This window comes from Bacillus sp. FSL P4-0290 (assembly GCF_037975435.1).
Taxonomy (GTDB): Bacteria; Bacillota; Bacilli; order Bacillales; family Bacillaceae; genus Bacillus; species Bacillus subtilis.
In genome coordinates this window covers 1,830,104-1,855,302 of sequence record NZ_CP150253.1, presented here as the reverse complement: position 1 = coordinate 1,855,302, position 25,199 = coordinate 1,830,104, and the positions used below count along the sequence as shown (strand labels likewise).

The 25,199-nt window shown below is 44.8% G+C and carries 28 protein-coding genes; 10 read left to right on the top strand and 18 right to left on the bottom strand.

Going from position 1 to position 25,199, the window contains the following annotated elements:
* Positions 1–12 precede the first annotated feature (12 nt).
* The 7 genes from MKY10_RS09930 to MKY10_RS09900 form a co-directional block, all read right to left on the bottom strand.
* Entirely contained in the window at positions 13–252 is a 240-nt protein-coding gene (locus MKY10_RS09930) for a YqkC family protein (protein ID WP_003230411.1), read from the bottom strand.
* A 12-nt stretch (positions 253–264) separates the two neighbouring features.
* Positions 265–588, bottom strand: a complete 324-nt coding sequence (locus MKY10_RS09925; protein WP_003226552.1) for an iron-sulfur cluster biosynthesis family protein — start codon at positions 586–588, stop codon at positions 265–267.
* Complete coding sequence (locus tag MKY10_RS09920; protein WP_015251770.1) at positions 585–1,616, bottom strand: bifunctional GNAT family N-acetyltransferase/GrpB family protein; 1,032 nt, start codon at positions 1,614–1,616, stop codon at positions 585–587. Before MKY10_RS09920 ends, MKY10_RS09925 begins: the two co-directional genes overlap by 4 nt.
* Positions 1,609–1,953: an antibiotic biosynthesis monooxygenase gene (locus MKY10_RS09915; protein ID WP_015251769.1), complete on the bottom strand. Its 345-nt coding sequence runs from the start codon at positions 1,951–1,953 to the stop codon at positions 1,609–1,611. The genes MKY10_RS09920 and MKY10_RS09915 overlap by 8 nt, the downstream gene beginning before the upstream one ends.
* Positions 1,954–1,962: 9 nt before the next feature.
* A complete protein-coding gene (locus tag MKY10_RS09910; RefSeq protein WP_015251768.1) occupies positions 1,963–2,433 on the bottom strand; it encodes a GNAT family N-acetyltransferase in 471 nt (156 codons plus the stop codon).
* 185 nt (positions 2,434–2,618) lie between these two features.
* Positions 2,619–2,957, bottom strand: coding sequence for a YolD-like family protein (locus MKY10_RS09905; protein WP_015251767.1), 339 nt, complete (start codon positions 2,955–2,957; stop codon positions 2,619–2,621).
* Complete coding sequence (locus MKY10_RS09900; RefSeq protein WP_080019516.1) at positions 2,954–4,192, bottom strand: DNA polymerase IV; 1,239 nt, start codon at positions 4,190–4,192, stop codon at positions 2,954–2,956. The genes MKY10_RS09905 and MKY10_RS09900 overlap by 4 nt, the downstream gene beginning before the upstream one ends.
* A 165-nt stretch (positions 4,193–4,357) precedes the next feature.
* On the opposite strand from MKY10_RS09900, the gene MKY10_RS09895 reads away from it, so the two are divergent.
* From MKY10_RS09895 to MKY10_RS09885, 3 genes are all read left to right on the top strand, one after another.
* Positions 4,358–4,564 (top strand): YqzH family protein, encoded by a 207-nt coding sequence (locus tag MKY10_RS09895; protein WP_015251766.1) that lies wholly within the window; start codon positions 4,358–4,360, stop codon positions 4,562–4,564.
* A gap of 551 nt (positions 4,565–5,115) precedes the next feature.
* A complete protein-coding gene (locus tag MKY10_RS09890) occupies positions 5,116–6,369 on the top strand; it encodes an MFS transporter (RefSeq protein ID WP_015714218.1) in 1,254 nt (417 codons plus the stop codon).
* A 29-nt stretch (positions 6,370–6,398) separates the two neighbouring features.
* Positions 6,399–6,557 carry a hypothetical protein gene (locus MKY10_RS09885; RefSeq protein WP_004398585.1) on the top strand — a complete coding sequence of 53 codons (159 nt, stop codon included), beginning with the start codon at positions 6,399–6,401 and terminating at the stop codon, positions 6,555–6,557.
* Here MKY10_RS09885 and MKY10_RS09880 read toward each other — a convergent pair.
* From MKY10_RS09880 to MKY10_RS09860, 5 genes are all read right to left on the bottom strand, one after another.
* Positions 6,554–6,940 (bottom strand): VOC family protein, encoded by a 387-nt coding sequence (locus MKY10_RS09880; RefSeq protein WP_003230391.1) that lies wholly within the window; start codon positions 6,938–6,940, stop codon positions 6,554–6,556. The genes MKY10_RS09885 and MKY10_RS09880 overlap by 4 nt on opposite strands.
* A 4-nt stretch (positions 6,941–6,944) precedes the next feature.
* Complete coding sequence (coaA, locus tag MKY10_RS09875) at positions 6,945–7,904, bottom strand: type I pantothenate kinase (RefSeq protein ID WP_003245966.1); 960 nt, start codon at positions 7,902–7,904, stop codon at positions 6,945–6,947.
* Positions 7,905–7,975: 71 nt separating this feature from the next.
* Positions 7,976–9,322, bottom strand: coding sequence for a D-serine ammonia-lyase (dsdA, locus tag MKY10_RS09870; protein WP_048655116.1), 1,347 nt, complete (start codon positions 9,320–9,322; stop codon positions 7,976–7,978).
* Between the two features lie 75 nt (positions 9,323–9,397).
* Positions 9,398–10,177, bottom strand: a complete 780-nt coding sequence (locus MKY10_RS09865; protein WP_015483409.1) for an SDR family oxidoreductase — start codon at positions 10,175–10,177, stop codon at positions 9,398–9,400.
* Between the two features lie 5 nt (positions 10,178–10,182).
* Complete coding sequence (locus MKY10_RS09860) at positions 10,183–11,142, bottom strand: MBL fold metallo-hydrolase (protein WP_029726748.1); 960 nt, start codon at positions 11,140–11,142, stop codon at positions 10,183–10,185.
* Between the two features lie 404 nt (positions 11,143–11,546).
* Here MKY10_RS09860 and proC point away from each other — a divergent pair, with 404 nt between their 5' ends.
* Positions 11,547–12,383, top strand: a complete 837-nt coding sequence (proC, locus tag MKY10_RS09855; RefSeq protein WP_029317946.1) for a pyrroline-5-carboxylate reductase — start codon at positions 11,547–11,549, stop codon at positions 12,381–12,383.
* 40 nt (positions 12,384–12,423) lie between these two features.
* Here proC and MKY10_RS09850 read toward each other — a convergent pair whose 3' ends face one another.
* Complete coding sequence (locus MKY10_RS09850; protein WP_048655115.1) at positions 12,424–14,067, bottom strand: M20/M25/M40 family metallo-hydrolase; 1,644 nt, start codon at positions 14,065–14,067, stop codon at positions 12,424–12,426.
* Positions 14,068–14,238: 171 nt separating this feature from the next.
* Between MKY10_RS09850 and namA the strand changes: the two genes are divergently transcribed.
* Both namA and MKY10_RS09840 read left to right on the top strand, forming a co-directional pair.
* Positions 14,239–15,255, top strand: a complete 1,017-nt coding sequence (gene namA, locus MKY10_RS09845) for an NADPH dehydrogenase NamA (protein ID WP_003230377.1) — start codon at positions 14,239–14,241, stop codon at positions 15,253–15,255.
* A gap of 109 nt (positions 15,256–15,364) precedes the next feature.
* A complete protein-coding gene (locus MKY10_RS09840) occupies positions 15,365–16,126 on the top strand; it encodes an alpha/beta hydrolase (protein WP_014480195.1) in 762 nt (253 codons plus the stop codon).
* Between the two features lie 43 nt (positions 16,127–16,169).
* Here MKY10_RS09840 and rpmG read toward each other — a convergent pair whose 3' ends face one another.
* Both rpmG and rnz read right to left on the bottom strand, forming a co-directional pair.
* Entirely contained in the window at positions 16,170–16,319 is a 150-nt protein-coding gene (rpmG, locus tag MKY10_RS09835) for a 50S ribosomal protein L33 (RefSeq protein ID WP_003226511.1), read from the bottom strand.
* Between the two features lie 81 nt (positions 16,320–16,400).
* Positions 16,401–17,324: a ribonuclease Z gene (gene rnz, locus MKY10_RS09830; protein WP_004398681.1), complete on the bottom strand. Its 924-nt coding sequence runs from the start codon at positions 17,322–17,324 to the stop codon at positions 16,401–16,403.
* A gap of 226 nt (positions 17,325–17,550) precedes the next feature.
* Between rnz and zwf the strand changes: the two genes are divergently transcribed.
* A complete protein-coding gene (gene zwf, locus MKY10_RS09825; protein WP_014114310.1) occupies positions 17,551–19,020 on the top strand; it encodes a glucose-6-phosphate dehydrogenase in 1,470 nt (489 codons plus the stop codon).
* Between the two features lie 122 nt (positions 19,021–19,142).
* Here the strand turns inward: zwf and gndA are convergent, their stop codons facing one another.
* Together gndA and MKY10_RS09815 are read right to left on the bottom strand one after the other, a co-directional pair.
* Positions 19,143–20,552, bottom strand: a complete 1,410-nt coding sequence (gene gndA / locus MKY10_RS09820; RefSeq protein WP_003230365.1) for an NADP-dependent phosphogluconate dehydrogenase — start codon at positions 20,550–20,552, stop codon at positions 19,143–19,145.
* 109 nt (positions 20,553–20,661) lie between these two features.
* On the bottom strand, positions 20,662–21,906 hold the full coding sequence (locus tag MKY10_RS09815) for a DNA polymerase IV (protein ID WP_015251756.1): 1,245 nt from the start codon (positions 21,904–21,906) through the stop codon (positions 20,662–20,664).
* 72 nt (positions 21,907–21,978) lie between these two features.
* Between MKY10_RS09815 and mifM the strand changes: the two genes are divergently transcribed.
* The 3 genes from mifM (at position 21,979) to MKY10_RS09800 (ending at position 24,034) form a co-directional block, all read left to right on the top strand.
* Positions 21,979–22,266 carry a membrane protein insertion/folding monitor MifM gene (gene mifM, locus MKY10_RS09810; protein WP_010886563.1) on the top strand — a complete coding sequence of 96 codons (288 nt, stop codon included), beginning with the start codon at positions 21,979–21,981 and terminating at the stop codon, positions 22,264–22,266.
* Between the two features lie 30 nt (positions 22,267–22,296).
* Positions 22,297–23,124, top strand: coding sequence for a membrane protein insertase YidC (locus MKY10_RS09805; RefSeq protein ID WP_003230359.1), 828 nt, complete (start codon positions 22,297–22,299; stop codon positions 23,122–23,124).
* A gap of 181 nt (positions 23,125–23,305) precedes the next feature.
* The gene (locus MKY10_RS09800; RefSeq protein WP_048655114.1) at positions 23,306–24,034 is read left to right on the top strand and encodes a DUF2071 domain-containing protein; all 729 of its coding nucleotides are present in this window, start codon (positions 23,306–23,308) and stop codon (positions 24,032–24,034) included.
* 40 nt (positions 24,035–24,074) lie between these two features.
* Here the strand turns inward: MKY10_RS09800 and MKY10_RS09795 are convergent, their stop codons facing one another.
* Positions 24,075–25,190 carry a tripeptidase T gene (locus tag MKY10_RS09795; RefSeq protein ID WP_048655113.1) on the bottom strand — a complete coding sequence of 372 codons (1,116 nt, stop codon included), beginning with the start codon at positions 25,188–25,190 and terminating at the stop codon, positions 24,075–24,077.
* Positions 25,191–25,199 lie beyond the last annotated feature (9 nt).

Sequence of the window (25,199 nt, the reverse complement as noted above, 5' to 3'; positions counted from 1 at the left end):
CGCTTTTTTATGTTACAGAACGTCGGTAATGCCATCCATATTTTCTCTGATCCATTCAATCGCAAGATCTATCGTTGTAAACTCCTGCGTCTCGAAGGTCATTTCATCCTGCAATAGCCAGACATCTTTCTTGATGGACTCTGCTCCTCCAATTGACCAGTGAAGCAAGGTATAGGGATGGTTTTGATTCAGGAAGGATACCCACGTTTTATTTTGTGCTGTGTTCTTCATTGCCTTCAGCTTTTGTTCCACGTTTCGCGTCTCCTACTTTACTAATATGCTCATTCTGGGGCTGAGCATTTCAGCCGGGCTTTTCAGCGCCAATGTTTTGGCTTTTTCATTGTAATCGATCGTCATTTGATCGTCAAAAAACACTTTTTGTGACGATTGGATATACAGCGGAATGCCGTTCGTTTCCAGCTGCTCGCACTGTCCCGTTAATTCTTCTGCCAGCCAGATTGTCGGGACACCGCTTACCGCGCAGCCGCATCCTTCTGCATCGTAACGAAGCTGGGCTTTTTTCCCCGGGTTGGCGTCAAACGCCTGCTGCAGTGCCTGTTTTGCTGCATCTGTCACATGTATGTTCATAAGGTGAAACCCCCGTTTTCATCATTTTCGCTATTGTAGCATACAACACTGCCATTCGCATTGTTTCTGCCTTTTTTCCACCGCTTCGCATTTTCTTCTGCAGTCTTGATCCACTCATCTTTCCCTTGTATGTACTGATTGATGCTGTCAGGATGCTGGGCCGCCAGCCGTTTTTTGAGAACGGCGTATTCTTTCGCTATGTTTGGATGAGATCTGAGATAATCTCTGAATAACAGATGCCTTTCAATAGCAGGGTTTCCCTGTTCGTACATATGGACATGATGAGTGCGTTTATTTCCGCCCTTTTGGAAATAACGCCTGCCCGCTATGCCGTTCTCACCTTTTGGTGTATAGCCGTTAGCCTTCATTTGTTCATCAAATTGGCTCACGGCTTCAATGCTTCTGACTTCAATTAACATATCAATGATTGGCTTCGCTGCCATGTTCGGTATTGATGTGCTTCCGATGTGATGAACAGCGATAATCTCCGGCCCGAACACAAGTTTCAGCCGTTCTTTTTCTTCATCGAAACATTCTGCCCATTTTTCGTTGTAGAGAATGACCTCAACTTTTCTTTTCGGATACAAATGAAAGACCGACAGCAATAGACCCTGCGCTGCTTTGACGGTTTCTGCCTTTTGGAATCCAGCCTGTGTATAGAGTGACACGGCCGGGGTATTGTTCTCGGCTGTGACTACTTCGATTTTCTCAGCGTCTTCATTATGATCAATGACAAATTGCAGAAGTGCTCGTCCAATTCCTTTTCTGAAACCGTCAGGATGCACAACAAGCCTGCAAATGGTGAGATGATGCATGTTTTTCTCATATGAAATGACACCGATCAGCTTGCCGTTTTTCCGATATCCCGCAAACCGTTCATGGGATGCTTGAATATCCTTCACCTTCTCTTGTAAAGCGGGAATACCGTCAAAACCGATAATCTCTGTTTCCTTTATGTAGGCGGGGATCTGTATGGCTAAAATCTCACGCGCTATAGCGGCTTCCTTATGCTGGAGAAATTCAATCATTCGTGTTCTCCTGAAACAGCCGCTGTCTGTCGACTTTTGCGACGCGGACTGCATACGACTCGTACCAAAGGCTTTTTCCTTTTTCTTTTGCCGCTTGATGTTCAGTGTGATGCTTCCAATGGTTAATTGCGTCCATACTGTCCCAATAGGAAACTGTGATGCCCCTTCCATCCGCTTCACGTACGCTTTCCACGCCTAAAAATCCAGGCTGATCCGCCGCAAGTGATACCATCCGCTCCGCTGTTTCTCCATATCCTGTGTCATTTTCGCTTTTGACAGAAGAAAAAATGACTGCATAGTAAGGAGGCTCAGGTGTTTTTGATAAAAAATCCATCATATTTCCCCCTCATATGTTTTTGACAAACAGTACCCTGTCTTGGCCCGGACCATCATAGTTTGCAAACACTGAGATGCCATTTACCGTCTTGGTGCCCTTTTCAATATCAAACCCCAATTTTGTGTGATATGCGATTGATACCTTATTCACAGGTGAAGTGACGCACTTTACCCGGGTGCAGCCTCTTTGTTTTACTGTTTCGATAAATACATCATACAATTGTTTCCCAATTTGCATTTTTCTGAAATCCGGATGCACACCGGAAAAATGAATGTACGCCGTTTCAGGATCCGATTGCGATTGAAATCCGATTAAAAATCCCGTCATGCTGTTATGTTCGGATGTAATAAAGCTTGTGTCCTGAAAATGCTCAAAAAATAGTCTCGGCAATTTTTCTTTCAGCTGTCTGCCGCCCCACCATTCATTCAGTACAGACGTTACCATTTCATAATCTGAAGACATGATTGTTCGAATATCCATTACGATTTGATCTCCCTCCGTCTGGCAAAACGAATGTCAGCTCTTTTTCTCACAATATAAAAATTATATTTTGCCTGGCTGGAATTGTAAATGCCTTCTTTCCTTTATCATACGTTTCCAGACTGCCGAGGGAACAATGTTTGATCATTTTACGCCTATTTCTCCCCCAAGCAGGAGGAAAGACTTTACAGCACAATATCAAGCACTTGATCAAGTTTCAGCTTATAAAGATGATCCTCGTCTCCTTTTATCCATACTGCTTTTTCAAACTCTTCATACCGGCAGATTTTCCCGGTGCAGCGGACAATTTCACCGTCCTGAAAGCAGCTGACAGTGATATCCTGAGCAAACTCCATCGCGACGCAAAGCGTTTGATTCATCTCTTCCAGCTTATCGGGGTCAAGGATCGGCTTTTGCAGCTTCTGTTTAAGTCGCTTTCTCTCCAGCAGGTTTTGCTTATGTTCCGGCAGAAACATCCTGCTCCCTTCCCACAGCAGGTTGCCCCTTTTTAAATGGTCGTTCATTTATAATGCCCCCCTATTTTAGCCGCACGTTCAAATGCCTGGCCTGCCGCTGTCAGTGACGCCGCCCTGATGATTGCTGTGTCGCCGAATCGATTTTTAATGCCATCCATCACATAGCCTAGGCTCATTTTCTTTGCATAATCCTGAAATAAATTGAGCTGCCATATGTCATCAGATGAGAGCTGAGACAGATTGACACCGAGACGGCGGACAGGTTTCCCGTCCCAAAATGTAAGAAACAGCCGGCGTACAGCCTCATATACATCCTGCGTAGAATTAGTCGGCTCTGCCAGCTTCACTTGCCGGTTGAAGCCCGTCGGCCAATCAAAATCAGCACCCCGGCAGCTCACTGACACCGTCTGCCCCATGACCCCGGCGTTTCGGCTTCGCCTGCACACTTCTTCACTCAGCTCAAGCAATACGACCTTGATTTCTTTGTCAAAGTGTTCGTAGTCTCTCGGGAGAGTCATTCCATGGCCTATCGCCTTTTGCCCGTCCAGAGACGAAGTTGACACAGGGGAATAGTCGATTCCGTTTGCCGTCATCCACAGCACGTGGCCGTTAATGCCCCATTTCTTTTTTAAAAGATCGAGCGGAAAAGCCGCGAGCCCGCCGATCGTGCTGATGCCCATTCGATTTAAATGATGCTTCATGCGGCTCCCGACGCCAAACATGCTGCCCACCGGGAGCGTCCACATTTCGGTTTTCATATTTTCTTTCGTTAAGGTAAAAATACCGTTCTTATTCTTTTTGGCAAAATTGTCACACGCAATTTTGGCCAGCGCTTTGTTAGGGCCGATTCCGACCCGCGCATAAACGCCGATCTCCCGCATGATTCTGCCCTGAATGCTTTTCGCGATCTCCATCGGCGTCCCAAACAGCTTCTGGCTGCCTGTAATGTCCATGAACTGTTCATCGATAGAATAAGGCTCCACAAGGTCTGTATACTCCTCGAGAATGGCCGTAATTTGCAGTGATACATCAATATACCGTTGCATACGCGGCCGGAGCACAACAGCCTCAGGACACTTTTCCTGCGCCTCCCACAGCCGTGAAGCATTCACCACACCTTTTTGTTTCGCCAGCGGGCAGGCAGCCAATACCACTCCGCCCCTTTTTTCAGGGTCACCCGAAACAATGACAGGCTTATTTTTCAAATGTGGATTTTCCGCTTTCTCTACAGATGCATAAAACGATTGCATGTCAACGAGAAAAATCACTTTTTCTTTCATCATACACACCTCTAAAAAGAACTTATGTTCGTTTTTCATTATATGCGAAAGTATGTTCGTTTTATACTGGTAAATGATTCTTGTCTGACAGAAAATATGATCCAAGGGTTTGAGAGAAGAAAAACATTTAGTAGAATAAAAGCGAAGCATAAGGATAGGAGAGTCATGATGGAGAAATTTGTCGAAAAAATGATGGGACAGGCATTGCGTCAATACGGCAGAAACGTTGCTATAGACCCGTTAAGCCCGTATGAAAAACAAAGCCTGAAAGCGGCTCTACAAGAGAGACGGAATGAAGAACCGGATGAGGATTTGCATGCGCATATAGAAGATATCATTTATGACTATGTCACAAACCAAGGTCTGTTCTCTTAAACGCATGACTGTCAGTTCTTTCAGCCGCTGATGCGGCTTCCCTTTGAAAACACCGCCTGAAACAAATAAACAGTCTCAGGCTTACAGAAAAAAGCAGGATTTTCTCACGCTCCATAGATTCATATGGCCTGGCGTAAAATTCCCCTCAGTGCTCGCGCAAAACGGAATAAGCTGTCCATGATCACGCGTATACACTTTTTCGAAGAGATGTGCTCTCTTGTTCTGTCATGCGGCCCATGCCGGTTTTCAGCGTACATCTTGACTCATAGCCGGTTTCACTGCCGATATGATCTACGTCCTGGCGGCTTAAACTAACACACTCTCACTGACCAATCGCTTTGCTTTTCATCGGACATCCCGTCATTTTCCTTCTTCAATTTCAAGATGTAAACTCCGTCAGCCACACGCATCCTCAACGCATAGTATATTGCCATCCATACAATCAGGCATACTACATGTCAATAACGAAATATTTTGAACGATCTATTGGAGAAGGAAATTTTTTCATATATGATAGAGAAAGATCATACATACAGGAGAGAATATAATTCATGAAGAAATGGAAAGATATCCACCCGATCAGCTGGACAATTATAATCGGAACCATTTTCGGCAGAATGGCAACATCGATGAGCATTCCTTTTTTAGCGATTTATTTGACAGCCGTCCAAGGCGCATCAGCTTCCTATGCAGGGCTGGTCATTGCCGCGAGCTCATCAGTCGGCATCCTCGCAAGCTTTTACGGCGGATATATCTCAGATAAATTCGGCAGAAAAAACATGATGCTTGTATCGATTTTCGGATGGATGCTGGTATTTGCAGGCTTTGCGGCAGCATCTAATCTCTGGGTGTTTTTTGTAGTAAACGCATTAAACGGTCTTTGCAAATCACTGTTTGAGCCCGCTTCAAAGGCCTTGTTGTCTGATATGACAGAAGAAAAAACGAGACTGCTAGTTTTTAATTTACGCTATGCGGCTATTAATATCGGCGTTGTCTTCGGACCTGTGCTTGGCCTATATTTCGGCTCATCGCAATCGACTACGCCCTTTTTGGTGCCTGCAGTCATTTACGGACTATACGGAATTGTGCTTGCCCTCCAATTTAAAAAACATCCATCCTTATCAGCACCAGCCCAGTCCCGAAATATGAGCGTGCGGGAAGCGTTTATGGTCACGCAAAAGGATTATCTTTTTACCATTGCTTTGGTCGGCATTACGCTATGCACCTTCGGCTACTCACAATTCAGTTCCACATTCCCTCAGTATATGGCGCAGAACCCCTTGATCGGCAATGGAACGAAGCTGTATGGGCTGATGCTGACATTAAACGCAATCGTTGTGTTGGCGACGCAATTTCCCATTGTCCATTTTGCAAAACGGTTTTCGCCGCTTTGTTCTCTGATGCTCGGTAATGTGATGGTTAGCATCAGCATGGCCATTTTCACCGTATCACACGGTGTTCCATCAATTGTGATGATTGTCATCACATTTACAATCGGCGAAGTGCTTTTATTCTCTATGATGGATTTGTATGTAGACCAGATTGCAAAACCAGGATTAAAAGGCACTTATTTCGGGGCAATCGGTTTTTCACAGCTCGGAAACGTCATCGGCCCTTGGGTCGGGGGGATATGTATAGACCTGTTTGGCGCTGGCCGGCCGATTTATATTTTTTCTGTCCTGAGCGGCATTACCCTGCTCGGCCTGCCATTTTTAGCGTTCGCCTATCGGCAAATGAAAATGGAGACCACAAAACACCGTTCCCGTCTGGAAAAGCCGCTTTACATAAAAAACGGAAGAGAATGAATCTCTCCCGCAAACATGAGGTGAAGAACATGAATATAGGTGATGTGATGTTTCAGCTGTTTGTATTTATTATATTTGCCGCTGTCGTCTTTGCGGCTGTTACAGGCTTCAAGTATGCGAAAAACCGAAAAGCGCAGCTGGATCGCATTGAGAAAAAGCTGAACAGCCTGTCCGAAGATCACGATTAACAGCTTGGGGCAACGAGCTCTACCTTAATCCGGTCTGGATCCTCACAAAAGACTGCATAATGCCCGTCTCCTCCGGCAAAAGGATGCCTGTCTCGGTACAACACACGATAACCTTTTGCCGTCAATTTTTCAGTCATCTGATCGACTTGAAGCTTGGATTCAGCATGAAATGCGAGATGGTTCAGACCGACTCGGCATCTATGGTATTTCGGCTCTAGAAATGACTCTTTCGCCTGCACAATCACTAGGTAAAAACGATCTTTCTTCCAGCTGATGCCTGAGCTCCATTTTTGATACTCTTTATAACCAAGTTCTTTTAAGAACCAGCCCCAAAACCGCCTAGACGCCTCCAAATCAGAGACATACAGTTCAATATGATGCACAATTTCATACCCTCCTTACCAGCACTTCCTCGACCTTATGCCCGTCTCCCTTACGCAAAATGAGATCTGACCTGAATTTAGTCGGCAAAATATTTTCATATAAATTCGGCCGGTTGACACTCTCCCAAATCGAGGCTGCCATCTCGTCAGCCTCCTGATCGGACAAGTCTTTAAATTTATGAAAATATGAATCAGGATTTTGAAAAGCTGTTTCCCGAAGCAGGCGAAAACGCTCTAAATACCAAGTGAAAATCCGGCTTTCCTCCGCATCCACATAAATCGAAAAATCAAAGAAATCGGAAACAAAAATACGCGGGTTTTCCCGGTCATCCTCCAAGGTGGGCGACTGAAGAACATTAATGCCTTCAATAATCACAATATCCGCCTGTTCTACAACCTCGAACACACCTTCCTCGCGGTCATAGGTTAGATGGGAATACACCGGGGCCTTTACGCTGTCCTTTCCTGATTTTAAGTCATTCAAAAATTCGAGCAGCGCCTTTACATCATAGCTTTCAGGAAATCCTTTTCTTGACATCATATTTTTCTTTTTCAGCTCGGCAGTAGGAAATAAAAAACCATCTGTCGTGATAAGGCTCACTTTTGGACGGTCAGGCAAACGCGAAAGCAGCTTCTGCAAGATCCGCGCCGTCGTGCTTTTTCCGACTGCGACACTGCCAGCAATGCCGATAATAAACGGAATTTTGGCTGAATGTGGGTGCTTCAAAAAAACATTGACATGCTTATTGCGTTCAGCCGCAGACTTGACATGTAAATGAAGCAAGCGAACAAGCGGAATATAGATCGTCTCCACTTCTTCAACAGATAGATAATCATTCAATCCTTCCACAGCTTTTGCCTCTTCTTCAGATACAGCAATCGACAAATGCCCCCCAAAACCAGACCAAGACTCCCGATTGTGCTGTGTATATAAAGTATGTAGGTTAAGTTCTTTATTTTTCACTGTTTACACCTGACTCTCTGTAGGTTAAAACCCTTACAAAGATTGTAACGGAAAACCTTTTCACTGTCTGCTTATTTTTCATTTCGTTTTTTTAGCAAATCAGCACCGATTCGGTTATACGCAGCCATTTCATCTTTTGGAACCATGCTTCCTCCCGTTCCCCAGACGACATGTACGGCATGTTCCATCTTATATTTCTGAGCATAGTGCCTTCCCTCTTCTGTCGTAAGAAGCTGAACCGGCCCGAACATGCCGGCAAGAGCCGAGGGCTCTAAATATTTATCTTCAGATACAGCCAACATATGAAGCAAAGTATAAAGCGTATTGTCCTCTACCGTATAACAGCCGCTCAGAAGCGGTTCAATCAGCTTGCCGACAAATCCTGACGGTCTCCCTACGGCAAGTCCGTCAGCAGCAGTCTGATTATCCAGGCCGATATCCTGGACGGAGATCTTTTCGTGAAGTCCTGAATAAAGCCCTAACAGCATACAAGGTGAATGAGTTGGTTCTGCGAAAAACACATGAACATGATCTCCGTATAAAAGCTTCAGCCCAAATGCTACACCGCCCGGTCCTCCGCCGACTCCGCACGGCAGATACACAAACAAGGGCGTCTCAAGACTTGGCTTTATATTCATACAGTCAAGCTGTGTTTTTAATCGGCTTGCGGCAACAGCATATCCTAAGAACAGCTGACGAGAATGTTCATCATCAATAAAATAACAGAATGGATCTTGTTCCGCCTGCCGTCTCCCCTCGTTCACCGCTTCGCTGTAATCTGTTTCGTACTCCATAACAGTGACTCCCTTTTGGCGGAGGAGATCCTTTTTCCACTGCTTAGCATCGGCGGACATATGCACTGTCACGCGAAAGCCGAGTGCCGCGCCGATGATGCCGATGCTTAAACCTAGATTTCCTGTCGAACCGACAGCAATCGAATAGCGGGAGAAAAACCCGGTAAACCGCTCTTCCTGTAAGATGCGGTAATCATCGGTTTCCTGAAGCATCCCTTCTTGAAGCGCGAGATTTTCAGCATGCTTTAACACTTCATAAATCCCGCCCCTCGCTTTAATCGATCCTGAAATCGGAAGCTCATGGTCGCACTTTAAAAGCCATCTTCCGGGAAATGGCTGTTGATATGCCGCTTCCAGCTTTCCCTTCATATGCTGCACCTCAAAAAGCGGAGACTCGATGATTCCTTTAGCGCCTTTCGTCTCAGGAAACACCTCGGCAATGTAAGGTGCAAACCGCTGCATTCTTTTTTCCGCTTCCGCTATCTCGGTTGCCCAATCATCTGCACGGGGTATTGGCCCCTCTTTCTTGCCTGAATTTGCCCAGAATACAGGCTCTGCATCAATCAGTTTCTGAATAAACGGATCTTTAAGCAGAGCATGAAGGACTTCTGAATGAACTGACATTCAACAATCTCTCCCTTCCACTATCAAAAGCTGCCTCGTGAGAAACAAGCCACTCCACCACAGGCAGTTCCATCATTATTTTTTCATGAGCGCGCGTCCTGCCAGCTTTTCTACAAGAGCTGGAAACAGCTGATACAGCTTAGTGCCGGCATTCATTAAACGCGGAAGATTGATCTCCCGCTTTTTCGTAAAAATTGCAGCTGTAATTTGAGCTGCCACGTCATCAGGATCAAGCATCCAGCGGCCGACATTTTTGGCGTAGTCCCCGCCTTTATCAGCAATGGAAAAAAAGTCCGTCTGAATCGGTCCCGGGTTGACTGTTGTCACATAAATGCCGGTTCCCGAAAGCTCCATCCGCAAAGCGTTTGAGTAACCTAACACGGCATGTTTGGTCGCGGAATACAGGCTCGACTTCGGTGTTGCGATTTTCCCCGCTTGAGAGGCGATATTGATGATATGGCCCTTTTTTTGCTCAAGCATTTGCGGAAGCACCGCTTTTGTACAGGCGATCAGGCCGAAGACATTCACATCAAACATCGCTTTCATGTCATCCAATGTAGAGTCTAAAACCGTTTCAAATATACCGAAGCCCGCATTGTTAATCAGTACATCAACCGAGCCGATCTGATCGCGGACCCGGGCGATATCCTCTAGGCGGCCGACATCCAGAGGAAAAATCTCACACTGTCCGCTCCATTCCTCGGTTATTTTCCTTTTGATTTCTATCAAACGATCCTCGCGTCTAGCCGACAGAAGGACATGGGCTCCTTCAGCCGCGCATAAGTATGCGATTCTTTCACCAAGCCCTCCTGAAGCGCCGGTTATCCAAATCCTTTTTCCCGCTATATGTTTCACCCATTTCACCTCTTCATTGTTTTAAAGTATGCGGTATTTCCTTCCCAATATGACGTGATGGCTTCTTCAGCCTCCAACACATCAAGGTGACCTGCCGTTTCTGACATCGTTAAAAACAATTCCTTTTCATATACAGCAGGAAAAAGCTGCTGACAGACCTGAAAAGCGGTCATCGGCTTTTCATCCAGCATGCGACGCACATCCTCCGTCCTGTTCCTCTGCTTGTCAAAACGCTTCTCAATCAGCGCTTGTACACTGGTGATAGGCTCGCCGTGACCAGGAAATACGATTGTTGGATCAAGTTGAGACAGCCTTCGCAATGACCGCTGATAATCCACTAAAGGCTTTGACCTGACGTCACCCGCTTTCGGTGCTTCCAAAATCGGATTAGACGAGCTGTTTGCCAGCAGTAGATCGCCGCCAAGCATCCTTCCGCTTTTTTCATGGAACAGAACGATATGCGATTCAGCATGTCCAGGCATCTCCAATACAGACCAGCCCTCAAGCCCATCTATGCCCATACCTTCTCTAATTGATTTTGTCAGAGATCTCGTACAGGAAAATGCGTACGCTGATCGAATCAGCTTTTCTACCTTCCCCGTATCAAATGGAACGCCTAATTCAGGCAGCAGCTTTTGAAAAAAACGTTTTTGCCAATCCATAAAGGCTTGATTTCGGCTGATATAAGGTTCGTTGAACGCATGCCCAATCACTTCGATTTCATCTGAAAAGACATCAAGCAAGCCTGCATGGTCAGCATGATGGTGAGTCAGTACAACCTGCTCGATATCTGATATTTTCACATTTACAGCGGCAAGCTGCTCTTGTAGGGCTCTGGCAGCCTCTTTTGTATTCGGCCCGGCATCGATAAGTGTCAGCGCATCACCTTTTACGAGGTAAACGATAACATCGCCGACAGCAAACGGCGTCGGGACGCGGATCGCAATTACATCTTCAGTTGTCATCCTTTCGCTCCTTGTCTTCATTCATTATTCATATTTTAGCTTTTTCTCGGTCTTGTGTCATTATTGCAGAATGAGAACAAACCTTTTTGAAAAAGCTATTGACATTAGCTTGTCCGCCATTGCATAATGAACAACAAACTAAAACGAGAACCATTGGAACGCTATGACGAGGAATAGTATACAAGGCAATGGCCTAAGAGAGCGATACCCCCGGCTGAAAGGTGTTGCGGCCCGCTTGTTTGTAGAACCTGCCCTCAAGTCGCGGTTAGGAAAACCTAAACGTTTCCCGCGTTACGGGGATTTGAGCTGAGCACAATTTGTGCTAATGAGGGTGGTACCGCGAACCTTTTCGTCCTTTACGTGATGAAAAGGTTTTTTGTTGTTCTGATAGAAGGAGGATATCAATGAAAAAGATAGGATTTGTCGGCGCCGGGTCAATGGCAGAAGCAATGATCAACGGCATTTTGCAAAGCGGCATCACAAAACCAGAACATATCTATATTACAAATCGCTCAAATGACGAGCGTCTGATTGAATTAAAGGAAACGTACGGCGTGCGTCCATGCAGAGATAAAAATGAGTTTTTCACTCACACCAATATCATTATCCTCGCTTTCAAACCGAAAGACGCGGCGGAAAGCATCGACAGCATCCGGCCGTATATCAAGGACCAGCTTGTCATTTCAGTACTTGCAGGCCTTACCATCGAAACCATTCAGCATTATTTTGGCAGAAAGCTCGCAGTCATTCGCGTCATGCCTAATACATCAGCGGCAATCAGAAAATCAGCAACCGGATTTTCCGTAAGCACGGAAGCAAGCAAGAATGATATTATTGCCGCAAAAGCTCTATTGGAAACAATCGGTGATGCAACACTGGTTGAGGAGCGGCATCTTGACGCTGTCACTGCAATCGCAGGCAGCGGCCCGGCCTATGTGTATCGTTATATTGAGGCGATGGAAAAAGCAGCACAAAAAGTAGGATTAGATAAAGAAACGGCAAAAGCACTCATTTTGCAGACAATGGCAGGGGCAACAGATATGCTCCTTCAAAGCGGCAAACAGCCGGAAAAGCTGCGTAAAGAAATCACCAGTCCTGGGGGCACTACAGAGGCAGGTCTTCGCGCTTTACAGGACTCCCGCTTTGAAGAAGCAATTATTCACTGTATTGAAGAAACAGCTAAACGGAGCGCAGAAATCAAAGAACAGTTTGCCGGTGCCGCCTTAGAGAGACATTCTTAGATGTAAGGACAAAAACAGAAGGCACAGTGTCTTCTGTTTTTTATTTTTCCCGCAGCAGCTGGCCGGCAGATTCTGATTGCTTTAATAGCGCGGAGATCGTAAATGAAAGCAAATCGGGAAGCACTTCAAAGGAATAAGGCATATACAATCTTTCCGTCCATTTATGCGGGTCTTTACCAGCCGGACCGACATTTAAAACTGGGACATATAAAGCCTGATTTTTACCGCTTGGCAATGAATATCCTCTGTTAAAGAGCGGCATATTGCTTGTGTATGCATCAACCTCCTGCTTTTTCAGCTGAAGATAACTCAAGTCCGAAAGTCCGGGGAAGTACTGAACCTCCCGTAATGCAATGCCGTATCGCTCAGCCGCGTACTGCATAAGCTGATCAGCTGTATTTCTGATCAATTGATCATCCTTTGAAGAAACAGCTGGATAAAGCGGCGGACTATAAAACAGAACGATGAGCGGCGCATCCTCCTTACAAAGCGAAGCAAGCTCAGAAACAATTTTCGTCGAAAAATCCCTGTCTCCAAGCTCGCCCCTGTTAGCAAAGGCATAATTTAGAGCCCGCTCTGTTTCCGAGATCCCCGCACACTTTTTTGCACGCGAGACCAGCTCATCAAATGTCAAAACAGTGACGTCCCGCTCAATCGGCTGAAATGGCTCAAATTGTTGAAAATCCTGTGTTTTCTTCCGAACGTTCGACATGATTTCCTCCGCCGCCTGTTCTGCTGTTTTAAGCAGCATCTGATGCAGCTCACTAGCTGAGCGTTTCATTGACAGCACATTAAATAATGTGACAGCTGTATGCGGTGTCTGGACTGAATATGCCTCTTTCAAGTCCTTTTGCATTAAGTTTACCGGCGGCGGAGTGACCTCGCCATCAACCTTTTCGCAATAATCAGCATTCAGTTCAAGCAAACGGTTAATCTCAGATACCATTAAATTTGCGTTTAGGCCTGAAAACGGCTCTCCAACATGTGTCTCAATCCCCTTGCAGAAAAAACCCGCAAGCACCTTGCCAATGCTTCCTGTATAAAAATATTGCTGCTGATCGCCGGGAAATTTTTCAAACATCGGTTCGGCATTCAGGCAAGCGGTTAATGTGATATCATGCTTTTTCTCCATTTCCTTCAATGCAGGAACCGCTTCAATCATGCCTCTTGAATTCACTTCCTCGTCCGGAACCGTTATCAACAGCAGATTGCCCTCAAAATGCCCGTTCATTGCCCTCTCCAGCATCGACAGTTGAACACAAAGCCCCGCTTTCATATCCATCGTCCCTCTTCCGAACAGCCAGTCTCCGCTTTCGGCATCTCTTCTCACACGTTCCGGGAGCAGCTCTTTTTTCTCTAAAAAGGAGCTCAAAAGCTCAGCAGGCTTGCAAGCCATATGTTTAAATTCGCCGTAATCTTCTATGTCAACGACATCAAAATGACTCAGCAGAAGCACTGTCTTTTTGACATTCTTCTTTTTGACTAGAGCCGTAAGAAAAGATCTGCCATCGTCCATCGGATGAAGTGTTACATCATCAGGGTGCTTTTGAAAATAGGGCTTGTCCTTCAAAATAAAATAAAGATACTCTGCAAGCGCTGCCTCGCCCTTTGAACCGGTGATGCTTTCGTATTGCACAAGAGAAGTTAAAAGTGCCAGCAATTCGTCCTTCGTCTGCCAATTCATTGATTCCGCCCCTCCTATGAATAAAAATGCTTCTATACTGAAAAATAAACTGATTTCTCGTCTATTATACAGAAATGTTTGACAAAAGCGGTTCATTTGAGCAGTTTATATGACGGGAAAGAAATGACTTGATATAATCAATCTCTAAAAACCTTACGGGAGGCGAAAGAAATGGCCAGAAAATTATTTACACCTATTACAATTAAAGATATGACGTTAAAAAACCGCATTGTCATGTCGCCAATGTGCATGTATTCTTCTCATGAAAAGGACGGAAAATTAACACCGTTCCACATGGCACATTACATATCGCGCGCAATCGGCCAGGTCGGACTGATTATTGTAGAGGCGTCAGCGGTTAACCCTCAAGGACGAATCACTGACCAAGACTTAGGCATTTGGAGCGACGAGCATATTGAAGGCTTTGCCAAACTGACTGAGCAGGTCAAAGAACAAGGCTCAAAAATCGGCATTCAGCTTGCCCATGCTGGACGTAAAGCAGAGCTTGAAGGAGATATCTTCGCTCCATCGGCGATTGCGTTTGACGAACAATCAGCAACACCTGTAGAAATGTCAGCAGAAAAAGTAAAAGAAACAGTACAGGAGTTCAAGCAAGCGGCTGCCCGCGCAAAAGAAGCCGGCTTTGATGTGATTGAAATTCATGCGGCGCACGGATATTTAATTCATGAATTTTTGTCTCCGCTTTCCAACCATCGCACAGATGAATATGGCGGCTCACCTGAAAACCGCTATCGTTTCTTGAGAGAGATCATTGATGAAGTCAAACAAGTATGGGATGGTCCTTTATTTGTCCGTGTATCTGCTTCTGACTACACTGATAAAGGCTTAGACATTGCCGATCACATCGGTTTTGCAAAATGGATGAAGGAGCAGGGTGTTGACTTAATTGACTGCAGCTCAGGCGCCCTTGTTCATGCAGACATTAACGTATTCCCTGGCTATCAGGTCAGCTTCGCTGAGAAAATCCGTGAACAGGCGGACATGGCTACTGGTGCCGTCGGCATGATTACAGACGGTTCAATGGCTGAAGAAATTCTGCAAAACGGACGTGCCGACCTCATCTTTATCGGCAGAGAGCTTTTGCGGGATCCATTCTTTGCAAGAACTGCTGCGAAACAGCTCAATACAGAGATTCCGGCCCCTGTTCAATACGAAAGAGGCTGGTAATGCCCATAAGAGATATCCTGTAGAGGATATCTCTTTTTTTATTTTTAGAGAAACGATCGGCTAAGGTTCTCCGTCTCCCTAGTAGAACCAATTAGAGGAGATGACTCCAATGAAATCAGCTTGGATGGAAAAGACATATACAATTGACGGATGTGCGTTTCATACACAGCACCGGAAAGGATCAAGCGGTGTAACGATTGTCTTTGAGGCCGGCTATGGTACTTCTTCTGAGACGTGGAAACCATTAATGGCGGACATTGATGATGAATTTGGCATTTTCACATATGATCGGGCAGGCATAGGAAAAAGCGGGCAAAGCAGAGCTAAACGAACAGCTGATCAACAAGTGAAAGAATTGGAGAGTTTGCTTAAAGCAGCAGATGTAAAACCTCCTTATTTGGCTGTTTCACACTCATACGGAGCTGTCATCACCGGTTTATGGGCCTGCAAAAACAAGTATGATATTATCGGCATGGTCCTTCTTGACCCAGCTTTAGGCGATTGCGCTAGCTTTACCTTTATACCCGAAGAAATGCACAGATCACATACGAGAAAGATGATGCTTGAGGGCACACATGCAGAGTTTTCAAAAAGTCTGCAGGAGCTCAAAAAGCGGCAAGTCCACTTAGGAAACATGCCTCTTCTTGTGTTGTCATCAGGAGAACGGACTGAGAAATTCGCTGCTGAACAGGAGTGGCAAAACTTGCACAGCAGCATATTGTCTCTATCTAACCAAAGCGGCTGGATTCAAGCTAAAAACAGCTCCCACAACATCCATCATGATGAACCTCATATCGTTCACTTGGCTATTTATGACGTATGGTGCGCAGCGTGCCAGCAGGCCGCTCCTCTTTACCAGGCAGTCAATTAACGTAAAAAAAGACCGGGCCGTAAGGGATTCCCGGTCTTTTATATTATTTTGTTTCACGGTGAAGGGTATATTTCTTTAAACGCGGTGAATATTTTTTCAGCTCCAAACGGTCTGGATTGGTGCGTTTATTTTTTGTTGTGATGTAATTTCGGTCTCCCGTTTCAGTGCAGGCTAAAGTAACATTTACTCTCATAATTAACATCTCCTTATAAAGCGTAATGATTACGTTTTATTATACAACGTCATCACAAATTGTCAAATAAGAGCTCCGCCTTCAGCCTCGCGGGACGTTTACCTCTAAGAAATCATATGCCGCCACGCTATTGGGGAAAACGTCAACCGCTTCTTTTTGAAGCTCCAAAGAAGCATCTCCCTGATATCTTGCGCTGATATGGGTTAAAATGAGCTGCTTCGCTCTTGCTTCTTTCGCTGTTACAGCCGCTTGTTCCGTTGTACTGTGATAATAATCATAAGCAAGTTTACGGTCTTCCTTAGCAAAGGTTGCTTCATGAACAAGCACATCACAATCCCTCGCAAGCTCTTTTAGTTTGTCACTTACTCTCGTATCACCGGAGAACACAACAGATCTTCCCTTTTTAGGAGGCTCCAGAAAATCATTCCCATTGATGATTCGTCCGTCTTCAAGCGTTACCGTTTCGCCTTTTTTGATTTTCTGATATACAGGTCCGGGCGGGATGTTCATTTCTTTTAATACATCAGCCTTCAAGGAACCCGGTACGTCTTTTTCCTGCACACGGTACCCGAAAGCTTCCACTCCATGAATAACAGATACCGCTGTGACAATAAACTGATCGTCCTCAAACACGATTCCTTCTTCAATTTCCTGGATCGCAAGCGGGTATGTCAAATGGGTCTTCGTGACGGCAAGGCTTGTTTCAATAAACGCCTTGATCCCTTTAGGTCCGTACACTGTCAGCTCGTCCTCTCCGCCTTGAAAGGAACGGCTCCCCAGAAGCCCCGGAAGTCCGTATACATGATCGCCGTGCATGTGTGTAATAAAGATTTTCTCTATTTTACGAGGTTTAATCGTTGTATGTAAAATTTGATGCTGTGTGGCTTCCCCGCAGTCAAAAAGCCATACCGAACGCCTTTCTTCAAGCAATTTTAATGCCACCGACGTTACATTTCTCGCCTTGGCGGGGATGCCGGCTCCCGTCCCTAAAAAAAGTAATTCCACGTTTCCTTCCTCCTACTAGAACCAGATACCTACAAGAATACAGGATCAAGCGGAAAATGTGAATCTTGCCTCTGAAAAGAACAATCCTTTCGTGCTAGAAACATTTTTTCAGCATTCTGCTTAAAAAAGGGCTTAAATGTTTGCTTTCGTTGAATTTTAGATTTAAAATGAAGGAAATATACGGGGTGTACTAAAATAAAGCTTCGAATAAAGTGAGGTACTTTTAGTGAAAACAAACCAACAACCAAAAGCAGTAATTGTCATATTCGGTGCAACTGGAGATTTAGCAAAACGAAAATTGTATCCGTCTATTCACCGTTTATATCAAAACGGACAAATCGGAGAAGAGTTTGCAGTGGTAGGAGTTGGAAGAAGACCTTGGTCTAATGAGGATCTTCGCCAAACTGTTAAAACATCCATTTCCTCATCTGCAGATAAGCATATAGATGATTTCACGTCTCATTTTTACTATCACCCGTTTGACGTGACAAACCCTGGTTCTTATCAAGAGCTAAACGTATTGCTTAACCAGCTGGAAGATACATATCAAATTCCTAACAACAGAATGTTCTACTTGGCAATGGCTCCTGAATTCTTCGGAACGATTGCAAAAACATTAAAATCAGAGGGTGTAACAGCTACAACCGGCTGGTCCCGCCTTGTCATCGAAAAACCGTTCGGCCATGATCTGCCAAGCGCACAGGCATTGAATAAAGAAATCCGCGAAGCATTTACGGAAGATCAAATTTACAGAATTGACCATTATCTAGGCAAACAAATGGTTCAGAACATTGAAGTGATTCGATTTGCCAATGCGATTTTCGAACCGCTTTGGACAAACCGCTACATTTCAAACATTCAAATCACATCTAGCGAATCACTAGGCGTTGAAGACCGCGCAAGATATTACGAAAAATCAGGCGCCCTTCGCGACATGGTGCAAAACCATATTATGCAGATGGTTGCCCTTCTTGCAATGGAGCCGCCTATCAAATTGAACACAGAAGAAATCCGCAGCGAGAAAGTGAAGGTGCTGAGAGCACTGCGTCCTATTGCAAAAGACGAAGTGGATGAATACTTTGTGCGCGGACAATATCAAGCTGGTGAAATTGACGGTGTACCGGTTCCTGCTTATACAGATGAAGATAATGTCGCTCCTGACTCCAATACAGAAACCTTTGTTGCCGGCAAGCTCTTGATCGACAACTTCAGATGGGCTGGTGTTCCATTCTACATCAGAACCGGAAAACGAATGAAAGAAAAGTCCACAAAAATTGTCGTTCAATTTAAGGACATTCCGATGAACCTGTACTACGGTAATGAAAACAACATGAATCCGAACTTGCTTGTCATTCATATTCAGCCTGACGAAGGCATTACGCTTTACTTAAATGCTAAAAAGCTTGGCGGAGCAGCACACGCACAGCCAATCAAACTCGATTATTGCAGCAATTGCAATGACGAGTTGAACACCCCTGAAGCATATGAAAAACTAATTCACGACTGTCTTCTTGGCGATGCAACAAACTTTGCACACTGGGATGAAGTTGCCCTTTCTTGGAGCTTTGTCGACTCTATTTCTGAAACATGGGCAGCAAACAAAACCTTATCTCCTAACTACGAATCAGGCTCAATGGGACCGAAAGAATCTGATGATCTTTTGGCGAAAGACGGCTTACACTGGTGGAATATATAATAAGAAGAAAAAAGCCGAAAATGTTTACAAGCATTTTCGGCTTTTTTACGCTGAACAAAGGTATAACAATCTCCTTAATAACAAAACCCCCAAAGCTTAAGAGCTTCGGGGGTTTCTATTGATTACTTCATCCATTCAGTATGGAAGATGCCTTCTTTGTCAGTACGCTCATAAGTATGAGCGCCAAAGTAGTCGCGCTGTGCTTGGATTAAGTTTGCAGGCAGTACGGCTGTGCGGTAGCTGTCATAGTAGGCTAATGCGCTTGAGAATGATGGCACTGGCACACCTTGGGCAACTGCAAGTGAAATCACTTGGCGAAGCGCTCCTTGATAGCTTTCTACAATATTCTTGAAATAGCTGTCAAGAAGCAGGTTGTCAAGCTCAGGCTCGCGATCGTAAGCTTCTTTGATCTTCTGAAGGAATGCCGCGCGAATGATGCAACCACCGCGGAAGATCATAGCGATTTCACCATATTTCAGATCCCAGTTGTATTCTTCAGAAGCAGCTTTCATTTGGGCAAATCCTTGCGCGTATGAACAGATTTTACTCATGAACAACGCTTTTCTGACCGCTTCAATCAGCTCTTCTTTATTTTCTGTAACAGGCTTCACTTCTGGTCCTGAAAGAAGTCCGCTCGCTTTTACACGCTCTTCCTTCATAGCTGAGATAAAGCGTGCGAATACAGATTCAGTAATAATCGGAAGCGGAACGCCTAAGTCAAGTGCGCTTTGGCTTGTCCATTTTCCTGTTCCTTTTTGGCCTGCTTTATCAAGAATCACATCAACAAGCGGTTTGCCTGTCTCTTCGTCTTTTTTTGTGAAGATGTCAGCCGTAATCTCAATCAGGTAGCTATCAAGCTCACCTTTATTCCATTCAGCGAAAACTTCATGAAGCTCATCAGCAGAAAGGCCCAGCACCTGTTTCAGAATGAAATATGATTCAGAGATCAGCTGCATATCTCCGTATTCAATTCCGTTGTGCACCATTTTTACGTAATGGCCGGCGCCGTCCGGACCGATATATGTCGTACAAGGTTCTCCGTCAACTTTTGCAGAAATGGCTTCAAGAATCGGTTTTACAAGCTCATGTGCTTCTTTTTGTCCGCCAGGCATGATAGAAGGTCCTTTAAGCGCCCCTTCTTCTCCGCCGGAAACGCCTGTTCCGATAAAATGAATGCCGCTTTCAGCGAGTTCTTTGTTACGGCGCTGTGTATCTTTATAGTATGTATTACCGCCGTCAATTAAAATATCATCCTTCTCTAGATGAGGAAGAAGAGATTGAATTGTCGCATCTGTTGCAGTTCCCGCTTTAACCATTAATAAGATTTTGCGCGGTGTTTCCAAGGATTGGACAAATTCTTCAATGCTGTAAGTGCCAACAACATTTTTTCCTTTTGCCTCCTGTAAAAACTCCTCAGTTTTACTGCTTGATCTGTTGTAAACAGAAACAGAAAATCCCCGGCTTTCGATATTTAAAGCCAGATTTTTACCCATGACCGCAAGTCCGATAACGCCGATTTGTTGTTTTGACATATTCTAACGTCCCTTCTGCAAACGTTTAATCATTTTAAAATTTAAATTAAAATAAAATGATATTTATAATAAAGAAATTACCATACATTCACCCTTTTTTTCAAGCGATTCAGCTTTTCTTTTCATCTTGAAAAAAATCTTTATTAAAGCTTGTTCCCTTTGTTTTGCTCTCCTCTTTTTTTAACGTTGCCCCTTTTCTGATCAGTTTGGTACCGTACTTTTTATTCAACTTTTCCATCATCTGCTGAATGGGCTCATCCTTCGCATCTTCATTAAAGCTGAACAAATCGAGCTGCTTATAGGCCTGCTCTTTTTCTACCAAATCGGTTCCGGTAATGCCAAGCAGTCTGACAGGATTTTTATTCCAGTGTTTAAAAAAGAGGTGCTCTGCTTCTTTCAAAATGTCATTTTTTTGATCAATCGGGTTTCTCAGCGTAGTGCTTCTTGTGATGGTTTTCCAATCCGCATATCTAATCATAATAAAAAGCTTCGAAGCCATGACTTCCTTGCGCTGTAAACGGTCACTCACAGAAGCGGCAAGCTTTCTAAAAACGCCTAACAGCTCTTCTTCATCACTGGAATCATGGGAAAGTGTCGATGAGTTGCCGACGCTTTTAAATTCGTAAATGCGCTCCGGGTCAACCGGCGCATGGTGAATGCCATTTGCTTTATTTTTAAGGCGCGGACCGTTGATGCCAAGCAGGCGCTTCAGCGAGTGTTCATCAGCTGCAGCTAGCTCTCCGATTGTATGGATGCCGAGTCCCTTCAGTTTTTCCGCTGTCTTTTTGCCGACTCCGTGCATCTCTCCAACAGGAAGCGGCCACAGGATATCAGGCACTTGCCTCTTTCTTAAAATCGTGATTCCAAGCGGTTTTTTCATATCAGACGCCATCTTAGCGAGAAATTTATTCGGCGCAATCCCTATGCTTGACGGGAGCAGCAGCTCTTTTTGCAGCCTGCTTTGGATTTCTTTTGCCGTCTCCAGAGCGCGGCTGCTGTATGGTGTATCGGTCATGTCCATATAGCCTTCGTCGATGGAGACAGGCTCCACCAGGTCAGTATATTCACGAAGAATGGTAAACATCGCTCGTGAAGAGTTTCTATAGCGGTCAAAGTTCGGCGGAAGAACGATGAGCTCAGGGCAATGGCGCTTCGCTTGCCAAACCGGCATCGTTGTTTTGACGCCGCGCGCTCTTGCTTCATAGCTGCATGTTACCACAATGCCCTTTCGCTCTTTTACGTTTCCGGCAACTGCGACCGGCTTTCCCCGGAGAGCCGGATCATATGCCATTTCAACCGACGCATAAAAGCTATTCATATCAATATGGAAAATAATTCGGCTCTTTCCCGGCATAAACAAATCTCCTTTTCGGTCATTAGACAACAGCTTGTACATATAGTAAAATGAAGCTATTGAATGGATGTGATGACAATGTTTGTGGAATCGATAAATGACGTTTTATTCTTAGTCGATTTTTTCACAATTATTCTTCCTGCTCTAACGGCAATCGGGATTGCATTTCTCTTACGGGAGTGCCGTGCGGGCGAGCAATGGAAATCAAAACGAACAGATGAACATCAGACGGTCTTTCACATTAACCGAACAGACTTTCTTATTATTATATATCATCGCATTACAACTTGGATACGTAAAGTCTTCCGCATGAATTCGCCTGTGAACGATGAGGAAGACGCCGGTTCTCTTCTTTTATAAACCGCATTTATAAAAAGGAGGAGAACAAAATTGTTAAAAACATATCAAAAACTTTTGGCTATGGGTATCTTTTTGATCGTATTATGCTCGGGCAATGCTGCATTTGCAGCGACTAATCAGGTGGGAGGCCTCAGCAACGTAGGTTTTTTCCACGATTATTTAATCGAACCGTTTTCCGCTCTGCTTAAGGGTGTTGCCGGGCTGTTTCACGGAGAATACGGACTCTCTATTATCCTCGTAACCATTATTGTGCGTATAGTTGTATTGCCTTTGTTTGTCAATCAGTTCAAAAAACAGCGCATCTTCCAAGAGAAAATGGCCGTTATTAAACCTCAGGTTGACAGTATCCAGGTTAAGTTGAAAAAGACGAAGGACCCGGAAAAGCAAAAAGAGCTGCAAATGGAAATGATGAAGCTGTATCAGGAGCATAATATCAACCCGCTTGCGATGGGCTGTCTTCCAATGCTGATTCAGTCTCCGATTATGATTGGGCTTTATTACGCGATTCGCTCAACACCTGAAATTGCGTCACACTCGTTTCTATGGTTCAGTTTAGGGCAATCTGATATTCTCATGTCCCTTAGTGCAGGGATTATGTATTTTGTCCAAGCCTATATCGCTCAAAAACTGAGCGCGAAATATTCCGCTGTCCCGCAAAACCCTGCGGCACAGCAATCCGCAAAATTGATGGTGTTCATCTTCCCTGTGATGATGACGATTTTCTCGCTTAATGTTCCGGCAGCCCTTCCGCTGTACTGGTTTACAAGCGGACTGTTTTTGACAGTGCAAAACATCGTCCTTCAGATGACGCATCATAAAAGCAAAAAAACAGCCGCTCTTACTGAGTCGGTGAAATAAAAAAGCAACCCCGTGCGAAAAGCCGGGGTTGTTTTTTGTTACTTGCAAAGCATACCGCGCCAAACAGTCTTGTTTATCATGGCTGAAGCAGAAATGGCCATCCTAAAAAATAGCCGTATCGTTTAAAAAGAAGGAAATCGGGAATACCTTTACTCACCTCCAACCGAAAGGAGCATATACGTTGACGGAACGCTTTCAGCAAAAAAATATTTCTGTACCTGATGGAATCTGGATTATGAGACAAACCTGGAATGATGTCTTATTTGCCCACTGGCCTGTTGATGTTTCTATCCTTCGCGCTTTGGTACCGTCCGTTTTAGAATTAGATACATATAACGGGCAAGCTTGGATCAGCATGCTTCCCTTTATGCTCACGAACCTGAGGGCGCGTTATCTTCCTGCCATTCCCGGTGCGCGTGCATTTCCTGAGCTTAACCTCCGCACCTATGTCACGTATAAAGGCAAGCCCGGCATTTATTTTTTTAGCTTAGATGCCGATCATCGTCTGGCGGTCCTTGGCGCTCGCACATTCTTTCATCTGCCTTATTTTTACGCGGATATGAAGTCCGAAAAAAACGGTGATGCCATTGACTATGTCAGCAAGCGGAAAAATGACAAAGAAGCAGCATTCCACGCCGCATACCGGCCCATTTCAGCGCCTTTTACAGCAGAAAAGGATTCGCTCGATTACTGGCTGACAGAACGGTATAGACTCTATACTACCAATCAAAACAAACTCTATTACGAAGACATCCATCATCATCCATGGCTGCTGCAAAACGCCGAAGCGGAAATTTCAGTCAATACGGTGACTGATGCTCACGGCATTACATTGCCAGAGTCAGACCCCTTGCTTCATTACGCTAAAAAACAGGATGTGTTATTTTGGCCGCTTAGGAAATGGAGCTAAAAAAACCCGATGCGGGAAATCGCACTCGGGTTTTCTTTTTTTATTTTGCCGCCTCTTCAATAATGGCAACAACCATTTCTGCCGTTTTAACGAGCTCTTCGATCGGCATTTTTTCATTTTTTGTATGGATTTGCTCATAACCGACAGCAAGATTGACCGTCGGGATGCCATGACCAGCGATTACGTTCGCGTCGCTTCCGCCGCCGCTCGTTTGCAGCTCGCTTGGACGTCCGATTTTAGCAGCCGCTTTTTTCGCGATTTCAACAACTTGGTCGCCGTCTTGATATTTAAAGCCCGGATACATAACCTCAATTTCGACTTCTGCGCGTCCGCCCATATCAGCAGCTGCCTCTTCAAAAGCAGCTTTCATTTTTTGAACCTGAGCTTCCATTTTCTCAGGAACTAAAGAGCGCGCTTCAGCAAGAATATGAACTTCGTCGCACACAATGTTTGTTTGTGTGCCGCCTTCAAACCGGCCGATATTAGCTGTTGTTTCTTCATCGATACGGCCCAATGGCATTTTTGAAATGGCTTTGCTAGCGATTGTAATCGCTGAAATGCCTTTTTCAGGTTCAACCCCGGCGTGAGCGGTTTTCCCGAAAATTGCCGCTCTTACCTTCGCCTGTGTCGGCGCGGCCACAATGATATTTCCGACTTTTCCGTCTGAATCAAGAGCATAGCCGTAGGATGCAGTGATCATAGAACGGTCAAGCGCCTTCGCTCCGATCAGACCCGATTCTTCCCCTACTGTGATGATGAATTCAATCGTGCCGTGTTCAATGTTTTCTTCTTTCAGCACCTTAATCGCCTCAAACATTGCAGCCAATCCCGCTTTATCATCAGCGCCTAAAATCGTCGTGCCGTCAGTTTTGACGTAACCGTTCTCTATAACTGGTTTTACGCCGTTTCCGGGTACAACTGTGTCCATATGAGATGTAAAATAGATCGTATCTGTTTGTTTTGTCCCTTTTAGCGTGCAAATCAGGTTACCGGCTCTGTGGCCCGTGATATCCATTGTATCGTCTTCTTTAACGTCCACACCTAAATCAGAAAATTTTCGTTTCAGCACTTTGCAGATTTCAGCTTCGTGCTTTGTTTCTGAGTCAATTTGGACAAGCTCTAAAAATTCTTCCAGCAGGCGTTTTTCATTCACCATTTGTAAGTC